Source organism: Variovorax sp. GW821-FHT10D07, from assembly GCF_059415325.1.
Window position 1 is genome coordinate 672,935 of sequence record NZ_JBWKMZ010000001.1, and the last position, 24,445, is coordinate 697,379.

Below are 24,445 nucleotides of genomic sequence, written 5' to 3' on the forward strand. Positions count from 1 at the left end.
TCACATCTGGATGTTGGCCTTGCGCACGACCGGGCCCCACTGGCCCATCTCGTCGCGGATGAGCTTCTCGAGCTCCTGCGGCGTGCTGCTGCGCGCCTCGACGTTGCGCACCGAGAACATCTTGCGCACCTCGGGCCGCGCGACCGCGGTCACGATCGCGTCGTGCAGCTTCGTGACGATCTCGTCGGGCGTGTCCTTCGGCGCGAGCACGCCGAACCAGGCCGAGCTGCGGAAGCCCGGCACCTCGTCGGCGATGGCCTGCAGGCCGGGCACGGTGTCGGTGGCCTTGGGCGTGCCCACGGCCAGGTAGCGCACCCGGCCCGAGCTCACCAGCGTGGCGCCGTCCAGGCCGGTGACGAAGGCGGCCTGCAGCTGGCCGCCGGCGAAGGCGGTCATCATCGGCGCGCCGCCGTTGTAGGGGATGTGCTGCATGCGCAGGCCCGCGGCCTCGTTGAAGTACTCGGCCGTCAGGTGCGACAGCGAGCCGTTGCCGACCGAGCCGACGTTGAGCGCGTTGCCGTTCTTCTTCGCATAGGCGAGGAAGTCCTTCAGCGTCTTCGCCGGGCTGTCGGCGGGCACGGCCAGGATCATCGGCGTGATCGCCACGGTGGAGATCGGGCGCAGGTCCTTGAGCTCGTCGTAGGGCACCTTGCGCATCAGCGAGACCACCGCATTCGGGCCGGTGTTGCCGAACACCAGCGTGTAGCCGTCGGGCGCGGCCTTGGCCACGTAGTCGGTGCCGATGGTGCCGCCCGCGCCGGGCTTGTTCTCGACGATCACGGTCTGGCCCAGCGTCTCGCTCATCGACTGCTGGATGGCGCGCGCGAGCTGGTCGGTGCTGCCGCCGGCCGCATAGGGCACGATCATGCGGATAGGCTTGTTCGGGTAGCCGCCCTGTGCCCAGGCGGGCAGGGCGCCGAGCGCGAGCGTGGCGCAGGCGGCGCCCAGCAGCGCGCGGCGGTGGAGGGAAGTGGTCGTCATCGGGTGTCTCCTTGGGTTCGTGGGTGTCGTGTCAATCCGTGGCGCCGAGCACGCTCGACCAGTAGCTGCGCGCGCGGTCCATGTGGCGCAGGATCAGCAACTGCGCCTTGGCCGCGTCGCGCGCGCGGATGTGGCCGAGCAGGCGGCGGTGGTCGAGCAGCGAGGCGCGGCCCTGTACCGTGTCGGCGAACATCGCCTCGCGGCGCCGGCCGGTGAAGCGGTAGAAGGCATGCAGCACGCGCACCAGCACCGAGTTGTGGGTGGCATCGACCAGCGCGACGTGGAACTCGGTGTCGGCCGCGGCGATGTTGCCGCCCTCGGCCAGCACCTGCTCGGTACGCTGCAGCACGGCTTCCATGCGCGCGAGGTCGGCCTCGGTGCGGCGCTGGCAGGCCAGGCCCGCGGCCAGCACCTCGAGGTGGCCGCGCACCTCCATCGTCTCTGTCACTTCCACCGGCGTGGGCACGGCGCCCATGTCGGTGAGCATCACCAGCGCCTCGAAGCTGCCTTCGCGCTCGACGTGCCGCAGGTAGATGCCCGAGTTGGGCCGCGATTCGACGATGCGCAGCGTGACCAGCGTGGCCAGCGCCTCGCGCACCGCGTTGCGGCCGACGCCGAGGCGCTCGGCGAGATCGCGCTCGGAGGGCAGCCGGTCGCCCGGTTGCAGCCGCCGGTCGCGCAGATAGGCGAGGATGCCGGCGATGGCGCCGTTGCCCGCGCCCGCCGCGTTGGAGGCACTGGCCTCCTGCGGTTCCGCCGTGGTGTCGAGCCGGGTCGTCATGGACTGCTCCCTTGCCTCAGAGGTCCAGGACCAGCGTCTTCGAGCGCGAGCCCGAGCAGCAGATCATGATGGCCTCGTTCGACTGCTTCTCCTGCGCATCCAGGTAGTCGTCGCGATGGTCGGGCTCGCCCGCGATCACGCGCGTGCGGCAGGTGCCGCACACGCCGGCGCTGCAGGCATAGGGCACGTCGATCGCGTTGTCGAGCAGCGTGTCGAGGATGGTCTTGCCCGGCGCCACCGCGAGGCGCTGGCCGCTGCGCTCGAGCACCACCTCGTAGCCGCCCTCGGTGGCGGCCGCGCTGCCGGCGGCGAAGCGCTCGAAGTGCACCGTGTGCGCGGGCCGGCCGGCGCAGGCCTCGACGAAGGCATCGATCATGCGCGCCGGGCCGCAGCAGTACAGGTGCGCGCCGGCGGGCGCGTTGCGCACGATGGCCGCGATGTCCAGCCGCTCGGCGCGCGAGTCGCCGAAGCAGAACTCGACCTCGCCGCGGCCGCGTCCGCCCTGCATGGCGCGCAGCGTGTCGGCGAAGGCGGTCTCCTTGGGCGAGCGGCCCGCGTAGTGCAGCTGCCAGCGCCGGCCCAGTTCCTCGAGCCGGTGCAGCATCGACAGGATCGGCGTGATGCCGATGCCGCCGGCGATGAAGACCGAGTGCGCAGCCTCCTCGGCCAGCGCGAAGTCGTTGCCGGGCAGGCTGGCGCGGATGCGGTCGCCCACGCGCGGCTGCGCATGCATCCAGGCCGAGCCGCCGCGGCCCTGCGCGTCGCGCTGCACCGCCACCACGTAGCGCACGGCGTCCGAGGGCGCGTTGAGCAGCGAATAGCTGCGGATCATCTCGCGCGGCAGGTGCAGGTCGATGTGCGCGCCGGCCGTGAACGGCGGCAGCGGCCGGCCGTCGGCCGACACGAACTCGTACGACGCGATGCCGCGTGCCTCCAGCCGGATCTGGCGCAGGCACAGGTCCAGCGGCGCGGGGTTGCCCAGGCTCATGGCGTGTAGCCGAAGTCGGCGCCCAGGCGCGCGGTCATCAGCTCGCGGCCCGATTCGCTCCAGGCCTCGCCGGCCGGCAGCGTGAGCGATACCGCGCGCACCATCGGCAGGTCGGGGTCCTCGATGCGCGGCGGGCGCTGCTGGCGCACCGACAGGTTGCGCACCGTCTCGAGCAGCAGGCGCCGCGTCATCGCGATGCCGGTGTCGCTCATGCCCAGGTGCTCCTTCGAGCGGTCGTAGATCGGCGCCACGCCCGACTGGCAGGCCGCGTCCTGCACCCACAGGCCGGGCAGGCCCGAGAACCAGGTCTTGGTCTGCGCGTCGTAGTTGAAGAGGAAGGCGCTCTGCAGGTTGAACTTCGTCCAGTACTTCGCGAAGGGCTCGGTGGCCGGGCGCGGCGCATAGGCGTTGATGCTCGGGTGGCCGGTCTCGCGGCCGCCGTGGCCGTTGTCGAACAGCTTGCGCGTCTTCTCGTAGAACTTCTGCGCCGGCGTGTACGAGAACATGATGCACAGCGTGTGGTGGTCGTCCAGCGGTACCCAGGCGTGGCCGCTGAGCTCGGGGTAGTTCGACTGCGGCGGCACCAGCGTGTAGAAGGGAAGTAGGAACTGGTTGACGCGCCAGTAATGCGTGTTCTCGTCGAGCACGCGCTTGGAGGCCACGCTCATGCCGAAGTCCTGGCGCTTGCATTCGAAGGTGGGACGCAGGTCCTTCTTCGCGGTCCAGTCGCTGATCGCGCCCTGCTGGTCGATGCGCCCGTGCAGGATCGGCGCGTGGGCCGAGTCGATCTCGCCCTCCACGGCCTGCAGCCAGTTGCATTCCTGTACGCGAAAGCTCACGTACACGTTCTCCTCGGGCACCAGGTTCCACTCGAGGTTCGGCAGCGGCGGCGGGTTCTCGCGGTCGGGCCCCATGTAGGTCCAGACGATGCCGTTGCGCTCGCGGCAGGGGTAGTTCTTGATCGTGACCGTGTCCTTGAGCCGGCTCTGCGCGGGCTCGGCCGGCGTGTCCTGCACGCGGCCGTCGACACCGAACTTCCAGCCGTGATAGATGCAGCGCACGCCGCAGTCCTCGTTGCGGCCGAACACCAGCGGCGCGCCGCGGTGCGGGCAGGCATGGTCGATCAGGCCGACGCGGCCCTCGCTGTCGCGGAACGCGATCAGCTCCTCGCCAAGCAGGCGCACGCGCTGCGGCTGGCCGTCGGTCTCGAGGTCGCGGCTGGGCAGGAAGGGGATCCAGTAGAGGCGCATCAGCTCGCCCATGGGCGTGCCGGCGCCGACGCGCACGAGGGTTTCGTTGTCTTCTTGCGAGAGCATGGCTGCGGTTTTCCTTGTGGGGCAGGGCCATCCGGCGTGGTGGACCACCTTGGATGACCAGATTGGTAGGACCAATGCTAAATTCGAGCCTGCGCGATGCAAAGCTTTTGTCTCAATAACCTTGTGAATGGATCAACCATAGATGGTCGAAGCGAGCGAGGTGGCCGCCGTCGCGCATGTCTTTCGCCGCGTCGCCAGCGCGAGCGCGCCGGCACGGTTAGGCTCCCTCGTCTTCATCCCGTTGCCCGAGCCATGACCACTTCCCCGCCCGTTCCCGCGCCGGATCTCGCCGCGGCCCTCGACACCGTGCTCGACGCGCGCTACAGCTGCCGTGGCTACCTCGCCGACCCGGTGCCGCGCGACGTCGTCGACGCGATCCTGCGCGCCGCCCAGCGCACGGCCTCGTGGTGCAACTCGCAGCCCTGGCAGGTGGTCGTGACCGGCGCGGCCGCCACCGAGCGCCTGCGCGCGGCGATGGCCACGCCCGAGGCGCTGGTCGACCAGGGTTTCGAGATCGCGCCGCCCGCCGAATACCGCGGCGTCTACCGCGAGCGCCGCCGCGAATGCGGCTTCCAGCTCTACGACAGCGTGGGCATCGCCCATGGCGACCGCGAGGCCTCGGCGCGCCAGGGCCTGTTGAACTTCTCGTTCTTCGGCGCGCCGCACGTGGCGCTGATCCACACCGATGCCGCGCTCGGCGCCTATGGCGCGCTGGACTGCGGCGCCTACGTGTCGAACTTCATGCTGGCCGCGCGCAGCCGCGGCGTGGCGAGCATCGCGCAGGCTGCGCTCGCTTCGCGCGCGAAGTTCCTGCACCGCTGGTTCGACATCCCGGACGACCGCCAGGTGGTCTGCGGAATCTCCTTCGGCTATGAGGACCCGGCACACCCGGCCAACGGTTTCCGCACCTCGCGCGCGGCCGTCGGCGATGCTGCCCGCTGGGTGGAGGACTGATCTGGATGGCGGCGCGGCCCGCGCTCAGGGGCTGCGTTCGGCCAGGTAGTGTCGCGTGAGCACCGGCTCCTCCGGCACCTGGAAGCTGCGCGCGAGCGCCTCCAGCTCGTGGCGCGCGACGGTGGCCCGCGCGCGCTGGCGCAGGTAGTCGGCCCACGAGGTGACGATGAAGCGTTCGACGTAGCGGCTCGGGTCGTCGAGGTCGCGGTAGACGCGCCAGAAGGTGGCGCCGTCGCGCTTGCGCGGCACCGCGAGCTGCTGCACCGCATCGAGGAAGCGCCGCGCGTCGGCATCGCGGATGCGGTAGACCACCTCGACGGCGACCGGCCCGGCCTCGAACTCGGGTTCGTGCTGCACCGAGAACTCCTCGTGCAGCGGCGCCAGCGTGACCTCGTCGTCCGCGCCCATGCGCAGCGGATACGGCCGCGCCAGCGCGATGCTCGCGAGCATGCCCGCGGCCGACAGGCACAGCGCCGCGCTCAGGCCGATCAGCGATGACATCGCGCCCCACAGCGCGGAGCCGAGCGCGAAGGCGCCGAGCGAGCACAGCGTGTGCATCGACGCGGCGCGCGCGCGCACCCAAGACGGCGCGCTGGTCTGGGTCGCGGCGTTGAAGGTCGACATCATCGTCATCCAGGCCGCGCCGCCGAGCACGAAGCTGGCGCACACGAGCGGCCGCCAGGTCGAGAGCGCGCCCACCAGCATCGCGCTCGAGAACACGAGGCAGCAGCCGGCGGCCAGCGCATCGAGCGAGAAGCGCGAACGGATGCGCCCGACGAAGAAGCCGGCGGCGACGGCGCCCGTGCCGAGGCAGGCCATCAGCAGGCCGTAGCCCGCCGCGCCCAGCCCGAGCCGCTGCTGCGCGATCACCGGCAGCAGGGCCCACAGGGCCGAGCCGAGCCCGCTGAAGCCGGCCGTGCGCACCAGCTGCGCGAAGATCGCGGGCGAATGGCGCGCATAGCGCAGCGCGCTGAGCATGCCGCCCCACAGCCGCTCGGCCGGCAGGCGCCCGGGCGAGGGCGGCCGCGGCGGCCAGCGCCGCGTGGCCCAGCTCATGCCGAAGGCGGTCAGCACCGCCACCGCGAACACGGCGGCGCCGCCGGTCAGCGCGAACAGCACGCCCGCGAGTCCGGGGCCGACGGCACGCGCGCCGTTGAAGGTCATCGACACCAGCGTGATGGCCAGCGGCAGTTCGGTGCGCGCCACCGTGTCGCTGACGGCGGAATTCCACGAGGGCGACTGCAGCGCCGTGCACACGCCGAGCAGGAAGGTGAAGAACAGCAGCCCGCCCGGGCCGATCCAGCCGGCCAGCGCGAGCAGCGTGAGCGTCAGCGCGGCGAGCCCGTAGACGCCCTGGATGCGCAGCATCAGCCGCCGGCGGTCGATGGTGTCGGCCAGCACGCCGGCGGGCAGCGACAGCAGGAACATCGGCAGGAAGGAGGCGGTCTGGACCAGCGCCGAGAGGAAGGACGAGGCCGTGAGCTCGATCATCAGCCACGAAGCCGCCATGTTCTGCATCGCATTGCCGACGAAGAACAGGCTGCCGGCGCCCCAGAGCCCGCGGAAGGCGGGCTGGGCGAGCGGACTCCAGAGCGAGGCTGCGTTCGGGGCGGTGGGATTGCTGGGATTCAAGCGCGGGGCGATCGGCGGCGGGCGAGGCAAATCATATAGATGCATGCGCCGGCCCGCTCGCGGCGCGCCCGGCCAACGGTTTCCGCACCTCGCGCGCGGCCGTCGGCGACGCCGCGCGCTGGGTCGAGGAGTGACCTCGTAGCGAACCGGCGGCGCCGCTCAGTCTTTGTCGCGTCGCTTCTGTGTAGCGACCGGAGGCGGCAGCGCACCGCGCACCACCTGCTGGAGCTGGCGCACCGAAGGCAGCTTGCCGCGCAATTCCGCCGGCAGGGCGGCCTGCAACTGGTACTCCGCCACGCCGATAGGATTGGTCTTGCTGCGCAAGGCGAACTCGACCTCCAGGTTGTCCTTCTCGGCGCACAGGATGATGCCGATCGACGGAGCGTCGCCGGGCGCGCGCTCCCTGTCGTTGAGCAGGTTGAGATAGAAGTCCATCTTGCCCGCGTACTCGGGTTCGAAGGAGCCGACCTTCAGTTCCACGGCGACCAGGGCTTTGAGGAAGCGGTGGTAGAAGAGCAGGTCGATGAAGTATTCCTTGCGTCCCAGCACGAGGCGGTGCTGGCGGCCGATGAAGCAGAAGCCGTAGCCCAGTTCGAGGATGAAGTCGCGCAGCCTGTCGAGGAGCCGGGTTTCCAGCTCGCGTTCCTTCACCGCCTGGCGGATGCCCAGGAACTCGAGGCTGTAGCTGCTCTTGAGGACCTCTTCGGCCTGCTCGGCCATGGCGGGTGGCAGCACCCGCGGGAAATTGTGGCTCTTGCCCTCCGCGCGCGAGCGTTCCCAGGCGCCGGCCTTGATCTGGTTGAGCAGAATGTTGCGGCTCCAGCCCAGCGCCGCGCTGGCGCGCAGGTAGTAGAGGCGCTGCGCCGGGTCGTCGGTCTTGCCCAGGATCTGGAGATGATGGCCCCAGGGGATTTCTGCGACGAGTTGTCGCAGAGGTTCGTTGCCGCCGAAGATCCCGGGTTTCTGCTTGTCGGCGGAGCGTTCGATGCTTCGGCCCGAGGCCTTGTCCTTGGAACTTTCTGCGACAAGCTGTCGCAGAAATCCGGGCTCGCTGTAAGCCTCGACCATGCGCCGCATGTCCCAGACATTGCGTGCCGAGAAACCTTGTGTGCCGGGAAAGGCCGCGCGCAGGTCCCGGGCGATGCGTTCCACCACGGCCTCGCCCCAGGCTTGCGCCTGCTGCTTGTGGAGGATGGCTTCGCCGATGTCCCAGTACAAGGCGATCAGGCCGTGATTGACCGCGCGGGCCGCGGACTGGCGGGCCGCCGCGACACGCTCCTTGAGCGCCTCGATGAAGGATGCGTAGTCGGCAGCTTCGCCGCTGGGCAAGGTCATGCGTGCACTATAGGCCAGGCCCGCTGCGCCGCATGCGGCGCCCGCTCAGACCTTGATGCGCCCGGTCGCGACCAGCTTCTGCGTCAGCGCGAGCTGCTCGGCCAGGAAGCTCGACAGCTTCTGCGGGCCCCAGCCGGCGGGCTCGAAGCCCAGCTCGAGCAGCTTGGGTGCGACGTCGGGCAGCTTCACGATGCGCGCCATCTCGGCATCGAGCTTGTCGATGATGGCCTTGGGCGTGGAAGCCGGCGCGAACAGCGCGCCGAAGCCCGGCATGTTCACGTCGGGGAAGCCGGCCTCGGCGAAGGTGGGCACGTCGGGATAGAGCGGAAAGCGCGTCGGGCTCGCGACCGCGAGCGCGCGGATCTTGCCCGGGTAGCGCGAGACCCCGCCCAGCGACACCACGGCGGTGTCGATCTGGCCGCCGATCAGGTCCTGCAGCGCCGGCGCCTCGCCTTTGTAGGGCACGTGTACGGTGTCGATGCCCGCGGCCATGTTCAGCAGCTCGCCCACGAAGTTGCCGCCCGAGCCGGGGCCGTAGGAGCCGTACGAGACCTTGCCGGGCCTGGACTTGGCGAGCGCCACCAGCTGGTCGAGCGTCCTGACGTTGAGCGACTCGCGCACGCCGATGGCGATCGGCGTGAGCGCGAGCATGCTGATGGGCGCGAGGTCGGCGAGCTTGTAGGGCTGCTGAGCGGGCTGCAGCACGAGGTTGCTGATCAGCGCGCTGTAGCTAACGCCGAGCGTGTAGCCGTCGGGCGTGGCGCGCGCCACCGCGGAGGCCGCGATCGCGCCGCTCGCGCCGGCCCTCGACTCGACGATGCAGGGCTGGCCCCAGGACTCGGTGAGCTTCTGGCCGATGACCCGCATCATCGTGTCGTGCCCGCCGCCGGCCGGCGTGGGAATGATGAACTTGATGACGTTGTCGGGATAGCCCGGCGCGGCGCGCGCGGCCAGGGGAAAGGCGGGCAGCGCCGAGGCGCCCAGCAGGCCGAGGCCGGTGGCCAGCGCGTGGCGGCGGGAGTGGGTCATGAGGCTTGTCTCCTGGTCGGATGGTTTATGATGTAATTGGTTGAACCATAGCGAAACCAGGGATGATGGTCAATTGGAGCCTGTGCCAGGGCAGGCACAGGCACACTATCGGCTCGGCATCCAGCCATCGACGTTCGTGATCCAGAGGAGGAAAGGAGCCATGTCGGAATCCGCACCAGTCTTCGCGCCCGTGCGCATGCGCCGCGCCTTCGAGGCGATTTGCGACCAGATCCGCCAGCAGGTGGTGGAGGGCGCGCTGAGCGCCGGCGACCGCCTGCCCAGCGAGCGCGAGCTGTCCGAGCAGTTCGGCGTGAGCCGCAGCGGCGTGCGCGAGGCGCTGCGCAGCCTCGAGATGGCCGGCATGGTCGAGGCCGTGACCGGCATCAACGGCGGCTTCTACATCAAGCAGTCGCATCCCGAGGGCATCACGCAGGCGGTGCGCGACATGGTGGCGCTCAAGCAGGTGCCGGTGTCGGACCTGACCGAGGCCCGCATCCTGCTGTGCGGGCTGGCGATCCGGCTGGCCTGCGAACGAGCGACCGAGGAGGACTTCGCCGCCATCGAGGCCGACATCGAGCGCTTCGCCGAGCTGGTGAAGCAGGGCCGGCCGGTGCGCGACAGCGGCCAGATCACGGAGTTCTACCGCCTGATCGGCCGCGCCACCCACAACGAGGTGATCGTGATGCTGATCGACGCCTTGTCGGAGATCCTGCGCGGCCTCATCGCGCAGCTGCAGACGCCGCACAGCAACGTGGTGCAGGTGCGCCGCAAGGTGCTGCGCCTGATGCGCGAGCGCGATGCGGACAAGGCCGGCGCCGCGCTGGCCAAGCACCTCAATGCCCTGAACGTGCTGCTGCTCGAGATGGAGCGCAAGAAGCCGGCGCGCTGAGCCGCGCCGGCCCGGGGCCCGTTCAGCGCGGCAGGCCGAGCCCGCGCTGCGCGATCAGGCTGCGCTGGATCTCGTTGGTGCCGATGCTGATCACCCACATCAGCGCATGGCGCAGGTTCTGCTCGATGCGCCCGCGCAGCACCGCGCCGGGGCTGCCCTCGCCGAGCGTGCCTTCCATGCCGAGCAGGTCGAGCGCCACCTCGCCGAAGCGCTCCATCAGTTCGCCCGAATAGACCTTGCTCGCGGCCGCGTCGTGCAGCGGCGTCTCGCCCGCGTCGACGCGCTCGGCGCAGTGCATCATCATGCGGCGCCCGGCCTCGATCTGCCCCGCGAGATCGGCGATGCGCTCGCGCACCAGCGGATCGAAGCGCATCGGCCGGCCGTCGGCCCCGGTCGCGCCGCGCAGGTGCTCGCACAGCTGCTCGAAGGCATGCGCCACCTTCATCACGATGCCGCCGCCGATGAAGCCGCGCTCGGTGGCCAGTGCCCCGACCAGCACCTTCCAGCCGCCGTGGAGCTCGCCCACCATCGCCTCGGCCGGCACGCGCACGCCGTCGTAGAAGACATTGGCGAAGCTGCCGCCGTACATCGTGGTCGAGGTGCGGATGGTGATGCCGGGCGTGTCCATCGGCACGATGAACAGGCTCAGGCCGGCATGCGGCGGGCTCGCCTCGGGGTCGGTGCGCGTGGCCAGCAGCATGTAGTCGCCCCAGTAGGTGGTGGTCCAGATCTTCTGGCCGTCGATCACGTAGTGGTCGCCGTCGCGTACCGCGCGGGTGCGCATCGACGCGAGGTCGGAGCCCGCGTCGGGTTCGCTGTAGCCCATGCCGTAGATCGCCTCGCCGCGCAGGATCTCGGGCAGGTAGCGCGCCTGCTGCGCCGCGCTGCCGTGCACCTGCAGCATGGCGGCCTGCACCGGCGCGCCTACGCGCGGCGCCTCGGCGCGTTCCATCTCCTCGACGAAGGCCAGTTGCTCGAAGGCGCCGCGCGCCTGGCCGCCGAAGCGCTGCGGCCACGAAAGGCCGATCCAGCCGGTGCGGCCGAGCGCGCGCGCGAACTCGCGGTCGTACTCGCGCGCCTTGAAGTCCAGCGCCTCGTGCGCGGCCTTGCGTTCGCCCGACCAGTGCGTCCGCAGCCAGGCGCGCACCTCCTCGCGAAAGGCGTTGCCGGCCGGGCCCAGGTCGTATTCGGGCAGCGTGCGCGGCGTCTCGCCGAGGAAATGATCGGCCAGTGCCTCGCGCGCGCGGCGCCCACCGCCGTGGCGCAGCACGTCGAGGTGCACCTGCTTGAAATGGCGCGGTGCCTCGTGCTCCTCGCTGTAGCCGATGGCGCCGAAAGTGTGCTGCGTCTCCAGCGACACCCGCCGCAGCGTCGCCGCGGCCAGCGCGCAGGCCGCTTCGGCGAACACGCGCCAGTTGTCGGCGCCGAGGTCGTGCTGGCGCGCGGCGCCGGCCTGCGTGAGCCGAGCGCCGAGCAGCGCGATGTGGCCGTCGGCGAGCTTGTGCTGGATCGCCTGGAAGCTGCCGATCGGGCGACCGAACTGCCGGCGCTCGCCGGCATAGGCCACGGCGAGTTCGAAGGCGCGTTCGGCGGCGCCGGTGGCGCGCGCGCACAGCGCGAGGCGGGCCATTGCGTGCAGCGCGCGGAGCTTGTCTTCGGAAAAGGGCAGGACGGTGGCGGCGATCCCGTCCAGCGCGACGCGGAACAGCCCCTGCGTTCCCATCGCGGGCGTGGCCTCGATGCGCACGCCCACCGCGCGCAGGTCGACCAGCGCGAGCGCGGGGTCATCCACCACCACCGCGAGGTGGGTGGCGCTGTCGGCATGCTCGACGAAGGCGAGTTCGCCATGGAGCTTGCCGTCGTCGTCGATGCGCGCCTGGCCCGCGCCGCGGTCGCCGTCGAAGGCCCCGAAGCACAGCACCACGCGCGCCTCGCCGGCGCGTTGCAGCGCGAGCAGCGCGGGCTCCTCGCCCTGCGGCGTGCGCGGCGCCGCGAGGTTCAGCAGCGTGCCGTGGTGCAGTGGCAGGGTGCAGCCCGCGCGGCCCAGTTCCTCCATGACCAGCGCGATCTCGCGCAGGCCGCCCTCCGAGGGATCCGATCCCAAGGAGGCGAGGCCCTGGGCCGCGAGCTGCTGCCACAGCGCCTGCACGCGCGCGGGTTCGCGTGCCCATGGCACGGCGGTGGCGGGCGGCCAGTGGCGCTCGAGGAAGCCGCGCACCGAGTCACGCAGCAGGGCGCGCTCTTCGTCGCCGGGAAGGGTGGTCGGGGGCATGGACGTGTCTCTCCTGAGTCTCGGAAAAATTGAATGGTAGAACCATTAATGAGATTCGGCAACGGCAATGGTCGCGAGGGCTCGGCTGCAGCGGCCTGCGCAACGCCGCCCCTTATCATTTGGCTCAAAGGTCCAACTTTTAGTTTTTCCAACGGAGGATTCCCCATGGACGCCAAAGAACCGTCGCCGCCCGCGGCCGACGCACGGAGCGCCAAGTTCCAGCCCATCCGTTCCGCGCGTGCCTTCGAGGAGATCGCCCAGCAGATCCGCGGCGAGCTGTCGCAGGGCCGGCTCAAGGTCGGCACGCGGCTGCCGTCGGAGCGTGCGCTGTCCGAGCAGTTCGGCGTGTCGCGCAACACGCTGCGCGAGGCGCTGCGCTCGCTCGAGCATGCGGGCCTGATCCGGCTGCAGAAGGGCGCCAGCGGCGGCGCTTTCATCAGCGGGCGCAGCGGCGATGCGATCGCTACCGGCCTGATGGACATGTACCACATGGGCGCGATCCAGCCGGCGCAGCTTACCGAGGCGCGCATCTGGCTCGAGTCGATCCTGGTGCGCGAGGCCTGCGCGCGCGCCACGCCCGCCGACCTCGAGGCGCTGGCCGCCAACATCGACGCGGCCGAGGAGGCGCTGCGGCGCGACGACTTCCCCGCGCGCGCGGCGACCAACCTCGAGTTCCACCGCATCCTCGCGCGCATGACCGGCAATCCGATCATGGTGATCGTGATGAACGGCGTGCTCAACGTGCTGGCCGAGTTCATCGGCCAGATCGGCCACGAGGAGAACGCCTACGTGCTGCCCTCGCGCCGCCGTTTCCTCAAGCACCTCGCGGCCAAGGACGCCGACGCGGCCGCGGCGGAGATGGAGTCCAGCCTCAAGCGGCTGCAGCGCAGCTACCTGTCGAAGGTGGGCGAGGACGCCGCGCAGGAAGCCCCGGCCGCGCCGCGCAAGGCGGCGGCCAAGGCGCCGGCCGAGAAACCGGCCGTGAAGGCCGCGGCCAAGTCCGCCAGCCGCGCTGCGAAAACCACGCGCTGAGGCGACGCGGCGCGCGCCGCCGCCCTTCACCCTATCCGCCAGGGACCGCCCGCCGCAAGGCGCGCGGTCCTTCGTTCTTGCGCGCCCGGCAGGTGAATCCCGCTTGACAGTGCCATGGTTGATTCCTAGGATCAATGAATGGTTGAACCAAATATCAAGCAAAGAACACCGGTCGACGACAAGCCGTCGACCGGCGAGCTGCTCGCCGTGCTGCTGGCACGCGACTTCGCCGATGGCGAGAAGGTCATCATCGGCACCAACTCCGACATCCAGCTGGCCGCCTGCAACCTCGCGCGCGAGATGCAGGCGCCGCGGCTGTGGTGGATCTCGGGCCCGGGCGGCATGGTGAACCCGGTGCGCGACCACCTGCTGTCCACGGCCGACTCCGAGAACATCGAGTCCTCCGAGGCCTGGATGGACCTGCCGAACATGATCGATTTCATCGACTGGAAGATCCATTTCTTCGATTTCGCGATCCTCTCGGCGCTGCAGGTCGACCGCTTCGGCAACATCAACACGGTGGTGGTCGGCGACCAGGCCCGGCCCAAGGTGCGCGGCCCCGGCACGGTGGGCATCAGCGCGCTGTGCGGGCTCGCCAAGCGCTTCTACGTCGCGCTCACGCGCCACGATCCCGGCGCCTTCGTGCCGCGCGTCGACTTCCTCTGCGGACCGGGCCACATGGAAGGCGGCAACTCGCGCGAGGAGGCCGGCCTGCCGCCGGGCGGGCCGCGCCTGGTGGTGTCGCCGTTGGGCGTGTTCGACTTCGAGCCCGTGAGCAAGGCCATGCGCGTGCGCTCTATCCATCCGGGCGTGACGCTCGAGCAGATCCGCAAGGCCACCGGCTTCGAGCTGGTGGTCGAGGGCACGCCGCCCGTCACGCGCATGCCCGAGCCCGAGGAGCTGCGCCTGCTGCGCACCCGCGTCGACACGCGCGGCACCCTGCGCCGCAAGTTCCCCTGAAGAGACGAGCCATGAGCCCCAACAACAGAAGCAAGCTGACCACCCTCGACGAGGCCGTGTCGGTCATCCAGGACGGCCAACGCGTCGGCCTGGGCGGCTGGATCTTCAATGCCCAGCCGATGGCGCTGGTGCGCGCGCTGATCCGCAAGGGCGCGCGTGACCTCGACCTGGTGCCCGCGCCCGGCTCGATCGCACCGGACATGCTGATCGGCGCTGGCTGCGCGCGCAGCACCGCCTGCGTGTTCATCAGCTTCGAGCAGTTCGGCCTCGCGCCGCACTTCCGCCGCCGCGCCGAGGCCGGCACGCTGAAGGTGTACGAGCTCGACGGGCCCGGCATCGCCGGAGGCTTGCGCGCCGGCATCTGCGACATGCCCTGGACCGCGATACCCGACCTGGGCACCGACCTGCCGCGCCACACGCCCGAGCACTACTGGCCGCTGCCCTCGAAGCCCGGCGAACGCAAGATGCTCGCCGCCGCCGCGATCAAGCCCGACGTGTGCCTGCTCCATGCGCAGCAGGCCGACGAGCACGGCAACGTGCAGTACCTCGCGACGCCGTTCTTCGACGCGATGCTCGCGCAGGCTTCGCGCCACGTGATCGTCTCGGTGGACCGCATCGTGTCGTCCGACACCATCCGCCGCTCGAACCACCTGACCAAGCTGCCGAGCGTGATGGTCGACGCGGTGGTGGAGGCGCCCTACGGCGCCCATCCGAGCGCCTCGCCCACGCTGTACCGCGCCGACGAACGCCACCTGCGCGAGTACGTGAAGGCGAGTGCCGACGACGCGGCCTTCGATGCCTACCTCGCGCGCTATGCGCGCGGCGCTGCGGCGCATGCCGACTACCTCGACGCGCTCGGCGGCGCGCGCCTGGCCGGCCTCGCCGTGACGGAGAGCAACCTTGGCTGAGCCGACCGCCAACCCCACCGCCGCGAAGCCCGGCGTGCTCGACGGCGTGCGCGTGCTCGACTTCACCGCGATGATGTCGGGCCCCTACTGCACGCGGCTGATGGCCGACCTCGGCGCCGAGGTCATCAAGGTGGAGCCGCCCGAGGGCGACCACATCCGGCTGCGGCCGCCGCGGCGCCAGGGCCGCAGCACCTACTTCGCGCAGCTCAACGCCGGCAAGAAGAGCCTCGCGCTCGACCTCAAGAAGCCCGAGGCGGTCGCGCTGGTGCGGGAACTGGTCGCCCAGTGCGACGTGCTGGTGGAGAACTATCGCCCCGGCGTGATGCAGCGCCTGGGCCTCGACTACGCGACGCTCTCGGCGCTGAACCCGCGGCTGGTGTACTGCTCGATCTCGGGCTTCGGGCAGGAGGGTTCCTGGTCGGGCCGCAGCGCCTACGCGCCGGTGCTGCACGCGGCCAGCGGCTACGACATGGCCAACCTCGACTACCAGGAGGGCGACGTCGAGCGGCCGCTGAAGAACGGCATCTTCGTGGCCGACGTGCTCGGCGGCTCGCTGGCCTTCGGCGCGATCCAGAGCGCGCTGTTCCGCGCCGCGCGCACCGGGGAGGGCGACCACATCGACCTCGCGCTGATGGACGCGATGCTGGGCCTGCTCGTCTACGAGTGCCAGGAGGCGCAGTTCCCGGCCGAGCGGCGCCGCCCGCTCTATCGCCCCACCAAGGCGAAGGACGGCTTCCTGCTGATCGCGCCCGTGAGCCAGAACAACTTCGAGGCGCTGGCGCGCGGCACCGGCCATCCCGAATGGATCACCGACGCGCGCTTCGCGACCAGCCAGGAGCGCGAGCACCACTGGGGCGCGCTGATGCAGCTGCTCGACGACTGGGCCGCCGATCGCAGCGCCGCGCAGTGCGAGGCCGAGATGAATGCCGCGGGCGTGCCGTGCTCGCGCTACTTCACCGTGCGCGAGGCGATGAAGCTGCCGCCGCTGGTGGAGCGCCAGGCCTTCCAGACCATCGACGACGGCGCCGGCGCCTTCCAGGTGCCCAACCCCGCCTTCCGCTTCGCCCGCACCGCGGCGCATGCGCGCGGCAGCGTGTCCGAGCTCGGTGCCGATGGCCCCGCGCTGCTGGGCAGCCTGCTCGGGCTGGGCGAGGAGCGCATCGCGGCGCTGCGCGAGAGCCGCGCGCTGCACGTGCGCGGCTGAGACACACAACGAAGGAGACAGACATGATGAACAGTTGGATGCGCCTGCCGGGAGTCGCCGGCAAGGCGAAGGACCCGATGCGCGCCGCGGCCCGGGGCTTCTGGGCGGCGTTGCTCGCGGCCGGCGCGCTCGCGCTGCCGCAGGCCGGCATCGCGCAGTCCGCGCCATCGGACTTTCCCAACCGCCCGATCACAATCGTCGTGCCCTATCCGCCGGGCGGCACCACCGACGTGCTCGCGCGCGTGCTGCAGGAGCCGATGCAGCGCTTCCTCAAGCAGCCCGTGATCATCGAGAACAAGGCCGGCGCCTCGGCCGTGCTGGGCACCAAGTTCGTCGCCAAGGCGCCGGCCAACGGCTACACCCTGCTGTTCCCCAACAACGGCCTGGTGATCTCGCCGCAGGTCTCGAAGGAGGCCGACTACGCGCCGCTGAAGGACTTCGCGCCGGTGTCGCTGGTCTCGCTGCAGCCGATGATCCTCGCGATCAATCCCTCGGTGCCCGCGAAGTCGGTGCAGGAGCTGATCGACTACGCGAAGGCCAATCCGCGCAAGCTCGACTTCGCGACCGCCGGGCCGGCCTCCTTCGGCCACCTGGCCACCGAGCTCTTCAGCCGGCGCGCCGGCGTCGAGATGACCCACATCCCCTACAAGGGCCAGGCCCCGACCACCCAGGCCATCCTGACCGGCGAGTCGAAGGTGCTGCTGAGCACGAGCTCGTCGCAGATGAATGCCTTCATCAAGGAGGGCAGGGTGCGCCTGCTCGGCGTGTCCTCGCTGCAGCCTTCGCCGCTCGCGCCCGGCGCGCCGCCGATCGCCAACACGCTGCCGGGCTTCAACCCCGAGGTCTGGTTCGGCCTGTTCGCTCCGGCCGGCACGCCGCGCGAGGTGGTGGCCCGGCTCAATGACGCGATCGTGAAGTCGCTGGCGTTGCCCGAGGTGAAGGAGAAGTTCGAGACCGCCGGGGCGGCGGCTACCGGCAGCACGCCCGAGCAGCTCGGGGCGCGGATCGCGGAGGAGTATGCGACGTGGACTTCGGTGATTCGGGAGGCCAACATCAGGACGGATTAGTTGGACAAGCCCGCGTCACTGGGCATCGAGGGCGGGGCATCGCCTTGACGTGTACGGACAAATGGCGTACATTCCGCGATGCAGGTCATCCCGATCCTTCGCGAGGTCATCCATGCTGAATACGCCCGAAACCCAAGAAAAGCCGCGCAACGCGCGGCTGGAAGCACGCGTGTCCAGTGACCAGAAGGACTTCTTCCAGCGCGCGGCAACCCTGACGGGGCGCACCCTGAGCGAACTCGTCATCGACAGTACGCAGGAGGCGGCAACGAAGATCGTGCAGGAGCACGAAGTCATTCGCTTGAGCCGGGAGGAGCAGATCGCCTTCGTCACCGCTTTGCTGGCGCCTCCCGAGCCGGGCCCACGCCTGAAGAAGGCGGTTCAAGGCTATCGTCGGAAGGCGGGGTTGTGATTGGCGCTCATCCTCGCACCGGAGCACATCGGCCCACTCGAGAAGGCGCATGACCGCAAGTCGTTCGATTGCGGCAACGAGGACCTGAATCGCTACTTGCGCGAACAGGCGCGGCAGGACGCCGAAAAGCGCGTGGCCGCGCCTTTCGTGCTCACGCAACCAGGCGCTCCGAAGGTGCTCGGCTTCTACACCCTTTCGTCCTCGATCATTCCTGCCGGAGAGCTACCGGCGGATCTGATGAAGCGGCTGCCGCGCTATGGACAGTTGCCCGTCACGCTGCTCGGGCGCCTGGCCGTGGATCGCTCGGCCCGCGGGCAGGGCGTGGGAGAGTTTCTTCTGGTGGACGCAATGCGACGCAGCCTGGAGGCCGCACAGCAGATCGCAGCCATGGCGGTGGTCGTGGATGCGAAGGACGAGCAGGCCGAGAGCTTCTATCGGCATTTCGATTTCCAGCCGTTCCAGCAAACGCCATTGCGGCTGTTTCTGCCCATGTCGCAAATTGCCGGGCTGTTCGCTTAGGTCATCCGGCCCGACCGGGTCACTTTGCGGGAGCTCTCAATCGTGCGCTCGTCTGGTCGTGCTCAAGCCGGCGCAAACATCGGCACCGCGAACCCGCCTTCCGCCGGCTTGAAACACACCTTCACCCGATCGCCGATGCGCAGCGCATCGAGATCGGCATCGACGATGTTGGTGAGCATCGTCACTCCTTCGTCGAGCGTGACGTAGGCGATCGCATAGGGGATCGGGCCGGCGCGGCGGGTCACGCTCACGCTGTAGATTGTGCCGAGGCCGCTGGCGTCTTCCCAGGCGGTGTCGCCCAGGCAGTAGGGGCACAGCGCGCGCGGATACCAGTGGACCTTGGCGCAGGCGGTGCAGCGCTTGATGCGCAGCACACCTTCGCGCGCGGCGTTCCAGTAGGCCTCGGTGGCGGCGTCGACGATCGGCGCGGCCAGCGCGCGTTCCTGATAGGGGGTGCTCATCTTCAATTCCTTTCGAGGATCAGGGTGGCGCTGCCGTGGCGCGAGCCGAGCAGGCCGCCCGTGCCCTGCGCGAGCGCGAGACCGCAGCCGGGGACCTGCACCTTCGGATGCGCCTCGCCGCGCAGCTGGCGCACGGCCTCGATCACCTTGGTGATGCCGCCGCGGTTGGCGGGATGGTTGTTGCACAGGCCGCCGCCATCGGTGTTGAACGGCAGCTTGCCAACGCCCGAGATCAGGTTGCCGTCGGCCACGAAGCGGCCGCCTTCGCCCTTGCGGCAGAAGCCCAGGTCCTCGAGCTGCATCAGCACGGTGATGGTGAAGCTGTCGTAGATCGATGCGTACTGGATGTCGGCCGGCGTCACGCCGGCCTCGGCGAACGCGATCGGGCCCGAGACGGCGGCGCCCGAGTAGGTGAGGTCGAGCTGGCCGTTGGCCTGGCCCTTCACGGTCTCGCCGGCACCGAGCACGCTGACCACGGGCCGCGCGAGCGAGCGCGCGATCTCGGGGCGCACCACCAGCAGCGCGCCGCCGCCGTCGCTCACGACGCAGCAGTCGAGCTTGTGCAGCGGGTCGGAGATCATCGGCGAGGCCAGCACCTCCTCCACCGTGACGGGATCGCGCAGCATCGCGTTCGGGTTGTGCTGCGCATGCGCGGCGGCGGCGACCTTGATCCAGGCGAGCTGCTCGCTGGTGGTGCCGAACTCGTGCATGTGGCGCGCCGCGGCCAGCGCGTACATGTTGACCGTGACCGGCGCATAGGGCATTTCCCAGGCCACGTCGGGCGTGGCCGCCGTCACGTTGCGCGGGCCGGTGCCCACGCCGCTGGCCTCGCTGCGCGGGCGTCCCGCCAGCGTGATCAGCGCCACGTTGCACTTGCCCGCGGCAATGGCCTGCGCGGCATGCGAGACCTGCACCAGGTAGGCGGAGCCGCCGGTGTCGGTGCTGTCGACATGGCGCACCTTGAGGCCGAGGTAGTCGACCATGCTCAGCGGGCCCATGCCCGGCGCGTCGCCCGCGCAGAAATAGCCGTCGACGTCCTGCAGCGACAGGCCGGCGTCGGCCAGCGCGCCGCGCGCGCATTCGGCATGCAGCTGCGGCACCGTCTTGTCGGGCGCCTTGCGCGTGGGGTGTTCGAAAGCGCCCGCGATGCAGGCCTGTCGCTTGATGCTCATTCCAATGGCTCCGTGTGATCGCCCGTTGCGGGCTCAGGGTGCGTCGCGCCGGCCGGATCATCGCCGTCCCGCCTTGACGCTGTGTCGCGAGGCTGATTATCATTGGTTCAACCAAAATAAATCAACAGGCAAATCGGCGGCGCTGTCTCTCGCGCGATGCCGCGGCCCGGCGAAGACCAAGGACGACAGCCATGACCCCGCACGACTCCAAGCACTGGCCGCGCGCCCTGCCGCGCGACATCGACGTTCCGCCCACCAACCTGTGCGCGAACCTGCTGGTGTCGGCCATGCGTTCTCCGCAGCGCGCGGTGGTGGTCGACGATTTCGGCAGCCTGTCGTACGCGGCACTGGTGGAGCAGGTGGAGCGCATCGCCGCCTTCCTGCAGAACGAGCTGGCGGTGCGGCTGGGCGACCGCGTGCTGCTCTACCTGCCCAACGGCCGTGGCTGGATCGCGGCCTACTTCGCGATCCTGCGCATCAACGCGGTCGTGGTGCCCGTCAACCCGATGAACAAGCGCGACGAGCTGCCGCACTACCTCGAGGACAGCGAGGCGGTGGTGGCCTTCTGCGGGGCCGACAACGTGGCGGAGCTGCTGGCCGTGCCGGGCGCGCACCGGCTGCGCCGCGTGGTGATCGTCGGCAGCCCGGGGCCGGTGGACGACCTGGTGGAAGCCGCCGAGCCTTCCGAGGCGGCATCCGGCGCGTCGCGCACCATCGGCCTGCGCCGGGTGCTGGCGGCCGCCCGCGCGCCCGCCGCCCCGCTCGAGCACCTGCCGGATGCGCTCGCGCTGATCCTCTACAGCTCGGGCTCCACCGGCGTGCCCAAGGGCTGCATGCACACGCACCGCACGCTCAATGCCAGCACGGTCGCGGTCGCGCACTGGATGGGCATGGTTCCGCATTCGGTTCAGCTGGTGGCGTTGCCGTACTTCCACATCACCGGCATGCAGAACCTGCTGAACGCGCCGATCTACGGCGGCGGCACGCTGGTGCTGATGAAGCGCTGGGACCGCGACCAGGCCGCGGCGCTGATCGCGCGGCACCGGGTCAGCCACTGGACGGCCATGCCGACCATGGTGATCGACTTCCTCGCGAGCCCGCGGCTGGCCGAGTACGACCTGAGCTCCGTGCGCCGCATCGGCGGCGGCGGCGCGGGCATGCCCGAGGCCGTGTGCGAGCGCCTGAAGCAGTTGACCGGCCTCGATTTCCTCGAGGGCTACGGCCTGTCGGAAACGGCGCATGTCTCGGGCAACCCACCGCAGGCGTTCAAGCGTCAGTGCCTGGGCATGCCGCTGTTCGGCACCGACCTGCGCATCGTCGACCCCGAGACCCTGCGCGAGCTGCCGCCCGGCGAGGTGGGCGAGATCGTGATGTCGGGCCCCCAGGTCTTCACGGGCTACTGGCGCAACGAGCAGGCCACGCGCGCGGCGCTGCTGGAGATCGACGGGCGGCGCTTCGTGCGCAGCGGCGACCTCGGGCGGCGCGACGAGGACGGCTACTTCTTCATCGTCGACCGGCTCAAGCGCATGGTCAATGCCTCGGGCTACAAGGTCTGGCCGGCCGAGGTCGAGGCGATGCTGCACGAGCATCCGGCCATCGCCGAGGCCTGCGTGATCGCCGCGCACGATCCCTACCGCGGCGAGACCGTGAAGGCGGTGGTGGTGCTGCGCGAGGCGCATGCGGGCCATGTGCGCGAGGCCGACGTCATCGAATGGGCGAAGCAGAAGATGGCCGCCTACAAGTACCCGCGGCTGGTCGAGTTCGTGCGCGAGCTGCCCAAGTCGCCGACCGGAAAGATCGCCTGGCGTCAGCTGCAGGACGCCGAGCGCGCGAAGGCCTCGATGGCGTCCGCCTGAGCGAACCGCATCGCCTCGCATACCCAGTTCAACCCCCATCCATCATCCAACGGAGACCTATGCAGAACCTCGTCAATCTCGAAGGCCGCACCATCGTCGTGACCGGCGCCGGGCAGGGCATCGGCAAGGCGATCGCGACGCTCGCCGTGGAGCTCGGCGGCAACGTCGTCGCGCTCGACCTCAACCCCGACACGCTGGGCACGGCGATGTCGGCGCTGCCCGCTAACCGCGTGCAGCAGGTGGTCGGCAGCGTGACCGACGCGGAGCTCGCCGCGCGCGCCGTCGCCACGGCCGTGGAGCGCTTCGGCGGCGTGCACGGCCTGGTGAACAACGCCGGCATCACGCGCCCGGCCATGATCGAGAAGATGACGCCGCAGCAATGGCAGGAGGTGATCGACGTGCACCTCACCGGCACCTTCTACTGGCTGCAGGCCGTGGGCCGCCACATGGTGGCGCGCGCCAAGGCGGGCGACACCAGCGGAGGCGCCATCGTCAACATCTCCTCCGACGCCGGCCGCAAGGGCTCGATCGGCCAGGTGAACTACGCGGCCGCCAAGGCCGGCATGCTGGGCGTCACGATGACGGCGGCGCGCGAATGGGGCCGCTACAACATCCGCACCAACTCGATTTGCTTCGGCGTGGTCGAGACCCCGATGACCGAGGTGGTGCGCGGCGAGAAATTCCGCGACGGCATGCTCGCGCAGATTCCGCTGGGCCGCTGGGCCACGCCCGAGGAGGTGGTCAAGACGGTGTGCTTCCTGATGTCGGACGCGGCCTCCTACATCACCGGACAGCACCTGGGGGTCAACGGCGGCTTCCACATCAGCCTGTAGGTACGGGGCGAACCATGTACATGCCGCCCCACAGCAAGCTGCAGCTCGATCCGCAGGACGAGTACAACCACGCGCCCGAGGCCGTGTCCAACTACAACGAGAGCGCGTACTTCAATGCCTTCGACAGCGCGCGCGGCATCGGGGCCTGGATGCGCCTGGGCAACCGGCCGCACGAGGGGCATGCCGAGCTCAGCTGCTGCGTCTACCTGCCCGACGGGCGCGTGGGCTTCATGCACCAGCGCCCGAAGATCGAGCACAACGAGGCGCTGGACGCGGGCGGCATGCGCTTCGAGGTGATCGAGCCCTTCAGGCACCTGCGCGTGCACTACGAGGGCGAGCTGCTGCTGATGGACGACCCGCATGCGATGGCCGACCCGAGCAGCGCCTTCAAGCGCTATCCGAAGCGGCCCGCCTCGATCGCGCTCGACTTCCGCGGCGTCTCGCCGATGCACGGCGGCGAGATCGTCGCGCTCGACGGCAGCCCGATCGCGCTGGACCCCGAGCATGCGGTGTACCGCGGCCACATCGAACAGAACATGGCGGTGGCCGGCCACATCGCGGTGGACGGCCAGCGCTTCGACATCGCCGGGCACGGCTACCGCGACAAGTCCTGGGGCCCGCGCCACTGGCACAGCTTCTACTGGTACAAGTGGCTGCCCGTGACCTTCGGCGACGACTTCGGCGTGCTGCTGTCGATCAAGGGTCGCAAGGGGCAACCGAACCACGTGAGCGGCAACGTGCTGCGCGACGGCCGCTACGAGCCGGTGGTCGACGGGCGCATCGAGACCGACTACGACGCACAGCACTATCCGCGCGCCTTCACCGCGCAGGTCCGCACGGCCGAGCGCAGCTACACCCTGACCGGGAAGGTCGGCGCACTGGTGCCGCTGCGGCATCGCCGCGCGGCCGGCGGCACCGGCGACTACACGCGCATCACCGAGGGCATCACCGAGTACCGCTGCGAAGGGCGTAGCGCGCTGGGCATGTCGGAGTACTGCGACCTGATGGTGGACGGCGTGCCGATTTCGGTGCGCGAGGCGGTGATGCGATGAAAACCCTCGACTACCGGCTCGACGATGGCGTGGCGACGCTCACGCTCAACCGTCCCGAGGCGAAGAACGCGCTCGACCCGACGATGGCCGACGAACTCGGCGAATGCCTGGCCGCGATCCGCGCCGACGAGGCCGTGCGGGTGCTGGTGCTCGCCGGCGCCGGCGGCGCGTTCTGCGCGGGCGGCGACGTCAAGGCCATGGGGCAGGGCGGACCGCGCACGCCCGAGAAGCGGCGCGCCGGCATGGCGCGCTACACGCGCATCTGCACCGAACTGATGGCGCTGGACCGCCCCGTGATCGCCGCCGTCGACGGCGTGGCCTACGGCGCCGGCTTCAGCCTGGCGCTGATGTGCGACATCGTGCTGCTCTCGGAACGCGCGCGCCTGTGCATGGTGTTCCAGCGCATCGGCCTCGTGCCCGACATGGGGGCCTTCTACACGCTGCCGCGCGTGGTGGGCCTGCAGCGCGCGAAGGAGCTGATCTTCTCGGCGCGCGAGATCGATGCCGCCGAGGCGCTTCGGCTGGGCCTGGCGATGGAGGTCGTGGCCGCCGAGGCGCTGGCCGCGCGCGCGCAGGCGATCGCGCGCAGCTTCGCGGGCGCTTCGCCGGTGGCGATGAGCATCGCCAAGCGCGCCTTGCAGGCTTCGCTCGGCAGCGATCTCCAGACGTTGCTCGAGATCGAATCGTCCGGCCAGGCGCTGGCCTCGAACAGCGACTACGCCAAGGAGGCGGTGCGGCGCTTCGCGGCGCGCGAGCCCGCGCAGTTCCGCTGGCCGCCTGCAGCGTGAAGCACGG

The 24,445-nt window shown here is 70.2% G+C and carries 23 protein-coding genes; 13 read left to right on the top strand and 10 right to left on the bottom strand.

Annotation, left to right across the window (positions count from 1 at the left end; translation table 11 throughout):
- The 4 genes from AC07PU_RS03135 to AC07PU_RS03150 are packed head-to-tail and all read right to left on the bottom strand — an operon-like array spanning position 1 to position 4,066.
- Positions 1–981 (bottom strand): Bug family tripartite tricarboxylate transporter substrate binding protein, encoded by a 981-nt coding sequence (locus AC07PU_RS03135; protein ID WP_495315149.1) that lies wholly within the window; start codon positions 979–981, stop codon positions 1–3.
- Positions 982–1,012: 31 nt separating this feature from the next.
- A complete protein-coding gene (locus tag AC07PU_RS03140; RefSeq protein ID WP_495315151.1) occupies positions 1,013–1,762 on the bottom strand; it encodes a FadR/GntR family transcriptional regulator in 750 nt (249 codons plus the stop codon).
- Between the two features lie 16 nt (positions 1,763–1,778).
- Positions 1,779–2,750, bottom strand: coding sequence for a PDR/VanB family oxidoreductase (locus tag AC07PU_RS03145; RefSeq protein WP_495315153.1), 972 nt, complete (start codon positions 2,748–2,750; stop codon positions 1,779–1,781).
- Complete coding sequence (locus AC07PU_RS03150) at positions 2,747–4,066, bottom strand: Rieske 2Fe-2S domain-containing protein (RefSeq protein WP_209539590.1); 1,320 nt, start codon at positions 4,064–4,066, stop codon at positions 2,747–2,749. Before AC07PU_RS03150 ends, AC07PU_RS03145 begins: the two co-directional genes overlap by 4 nt.
- Positions 4,067–4,318: 252 nt before the next feature.
- On the opposite strand from AC07PU_RS03150, the gene AC07PU_RS03155 reads away from it, so the two are divergent.
- Positions 4,319–5,020, top strand: coding sequence for a nitroreductase (locus tag AC07PU_RS03155; protein WP_495315156.1), 702 nt, complete (start codon positions 4,319–4,321; stop codon positions 5,018–5,020).
- A gap of 24 nt (positions 5,021–5,044) precedes the next feature.
- On the opposite strand, the gene AC07PU_RS03160 is transcribed toward AC07PU_RS03155, so the two are convergent.
- The 3 genes from AC07PU_RS03160 to AC07PU_RS03170 all read right to left on the bottom strand — a co-directional run bounded on the left by AC07PU_RS03160 (position 5,045) and on the right by AC07PU_RS03170 (position 9,016).
- On the bottom strand, positions 5,045–6,652 hold the full coding sequence (locus AC07PU_RS03160; protein WP_495315158.1) for an MFS transporter: 1,608 nt from the start codon (positions 6,650–6,652) through the stop codon (positions 5,045–5,047).
- A gap of 159 nt (positions 6,653–6,811) precedes the next feature.
- On the bottom strand, positions 6,812–7,987 hold the full coding sequence (locus AC07PU_RS03165) for a PDDEXK nuclease domain-containing protein (RefSeq protein ID WP_495315160.1): 1,176 nt from the start codon (positions 7,985–7,987) through the stop codon (positions 6,812–6,814).
- 45 nt (positions 7,988–8,032) lie between these two features.
- Entirely contained in the window at positions 8,033–9,016 is a 984-nt protein-coding gene (locus AC07PU_RS03170) for a Bug family tripartite tricarboxylate transporter substrate binding protein (RefSeq protein ID WP_398493122.1), read from the bottom strand.
- A 160-nt stretch (positions 9,017–9,176) separates the two neighbouring features.
- Between AC07PU_RS03170 and AC07PU_RS03175 the strand changes: the two genes are divergently transcribed.
- On the top strand, positions 9,177–9,905 hold the full coding sequence (locus AC07PU_RS03175) for a FadR/GntR family transcriptional regulator (RefSeq protein WP_296782475.1): 729 nt from the start codon (positions 9,177–9,179) through the stop codon (positions 9,903–9,905).
- A gap of 22 nt (positions 9,906–9,927) precedes the next feature.
- On the opposite strand, the gene AC07PU_RS03180 is transcribed toward AC07PU_RS03175, so the two are convergent.
- A complete protein-coding gene (locus AC07PU_RS03180) occupies positions 9,928–12,177 on the bottom strand; it encodes an acyl-CoA dehydrogenase family protein (RefSeq protein ID WP_495315163.1) in 2,250 nt (749 codons plus the stop codon).
- Between the two features lie 165 nt (positions 12,178–12,342).
- Here AC07PU_RS03180 and AC07PU_RS03185 point away from each other — a divergent pair, with 165 nt between their 5' ends.
- The 7 genes from AC07PU_RS03185 (at position 12,343) to AC07PU_RS03215 (ending at position 18,276) form a co-directional block, all read left to right on the top strand.
- Positions 12,343–13,209, top strand: coding sequence for a FadR/GntR family transcriptional regulator (locus AC07PU_RS03185; protein ID WP_495315165.1), 867 nt, complete (start codon positions 12,343–12,345; stop codon positions 13,207–13,209).
- Between the two features lie 138 nt (positions 13,210–13,347).
- The gene (locus AC07PU_RS03190) at positions 13,348–14,169 is read left to right on the top strand and encodes a CoA-transferase subunit beta (protein ID WP_208508779.1); all 822 of its coding nucleotides are present in this window, start codon (positions 13,348–13,350) and stop codon (positions 14,167–14,169) included.
- Positions 14,170–14,180: 11 nt separating this feature from the next.
- Positions 14,181–15,077, top strand: coding sequence for a CoA transferase subunit A (locus tag AC07PU_RS03195; RefSeq protein ID WP_495315167.1), 897 nt, complete (start codon positions 14,181–14,183; stop codon positions 15,075–15,077).
- Entirely contained in the window at positions 15,070–16,281 is a 1,212-nt protein-coding gene (locus AC07PU_RS03200) for a CaiB/BaiF CoA transferase family protein (protein WP_495315169.1), read from the top strand. The genes AC07PU_RS03195 and AC07PU_RS03200 overlap by 8 nt, the downstream gene beginning before the upstream one ends.
- A gap of 26 nt (positions 16,282–16,307) precedes the next feature.
- Positions 16,308–17,348, top strand: coding sequence for a Bug family tripartite tricarboxylate transporter substrate binding protein (locus AC07PU_RS03205; RefSeq protein ID WP_495315171.1), 1,041 nt, complete (start codon positions 16,308–16,310; stop codon positions 17,346–17,348).
- Positions 17,349–17,460: 112 nt separating this feature from the next.
- Positions 17,461–17,757 carry a type II toxin-antitoxin system TacA family antitoxin gene (locus AC07PU_RS03210; RefSeq protein WP_093349396.1) on the top strand — a complete coding sequence of 99 codons (297 nt, stop codon included), beginning with the start codon at positions 17,461–17,463 and terminating at the stop codon, positions 17,755–17,757.
- Positions 17,758–18,276, top strand: coding sequence for a GNAT family N-acetyltransferase (locus tag AC07PU_RS03215; protein ID WP_495315173.1), 519 nt, complete (start codon positions 17,758–17,760; stop codon positions 18,274–18,276).
- A 62-nt stretch (positions 18,277–18,338) separates the two neighbouring features.
- Here AC07PU_RS03215 and AC07PU_RS03220 read toward each other — a convergent pair whose 3' ends face one another.
- Both AC07PU_RS03220 and AC07PU_RS03225 read right to left on the bottom strand, forming a co-directional pair.
- A complete protein-coding gene (locus AC07PU_RS03220) occupies positions 18,339–18,737 on the bottom strand; it encodes a Zn-ribbon domain-containing OB-fold protein (RefSeq protein WP_495315175.1) in 399 nt (132 codons plus the stop codon).
- 2 nt (positions 18,738–18,739) lie between these two features.
- Complete coding sequence (locus AC07PU_RS03225) at positions 18,740–19,909, bottom strand: thiolase family protein (protein WP_208513464.1); 1,170 nt, start codon at positions 19,907–19,909, stop codon at positions 18,740–18,742.
- Positions 19,910–20,100: 191 nt separating this feature from the next.
- Here AC07PU_RS03225 and AC07PU_RS03230 point away from each other — a divergent pair, with 191 nt between their 5' ends.
- The 4 genes from AC07PU_RS03230 to AC07PU_RS03245 are packed head-to-tail and all read left to right on the top strand — an operon-like array spanning position 20,101 to position 24,438.
- Complete coding sequence (locus AC07PU_RS03230; RefSeq protein ID WP_495315178.1) at positions 20,101–21,765, top strand: long-chain-fatty-acid--CoA ligase; 1,665 nt, start codon at positions 20,101–20,103, stop codon at positions 21,763–21,765.
- Positions 21,766–21,824: 59 nt separating this feature from the next.
- Positions 21,825–22,598: an SDR family NAD(P)-dependent oxidoreductase gene (locus AC07PU_RS03235; protein ID WP_495315180.1), complete on the top strand. Its 774-nt coding sequence runs from the start codon at positions 21,825–21,827 to the stop codon at positions 22,596–22,598.
- Positions 22,599–22,612: 14 nt separating this feature from the next.
- On the top strand, positions 22,613–23,650 hold the full coding sequence (locus AC07PU_RS03240) for a DUF7064 domain-containing protein (RefSeq protein ID WP_495315182.1): 1,038 nt from the start codon (positions 22,613–22,615) through the stop codon (positions 23,648–23,650).
- Positions 23,647–24,438 carry an enoyl-CoA hydratase/isomerase family protein gene (locus tag AC07PU_RS03245; protein WP_495315184.1) on the top strand — a complete coding sequence of 264 codons (792 nt, stop codon included), beginning with the start codon at positions 23,647–23,649 and terminating at the stop codon, positions 24,436–24,438. Before AC07PU_RS03240 ends, AC07PU_RS03245 begins: the two co-directional genes overlap by 4 nt.
- The last annotated feature ends 7 nt before the right edge of the window (positions 24,439–24,445 follow it).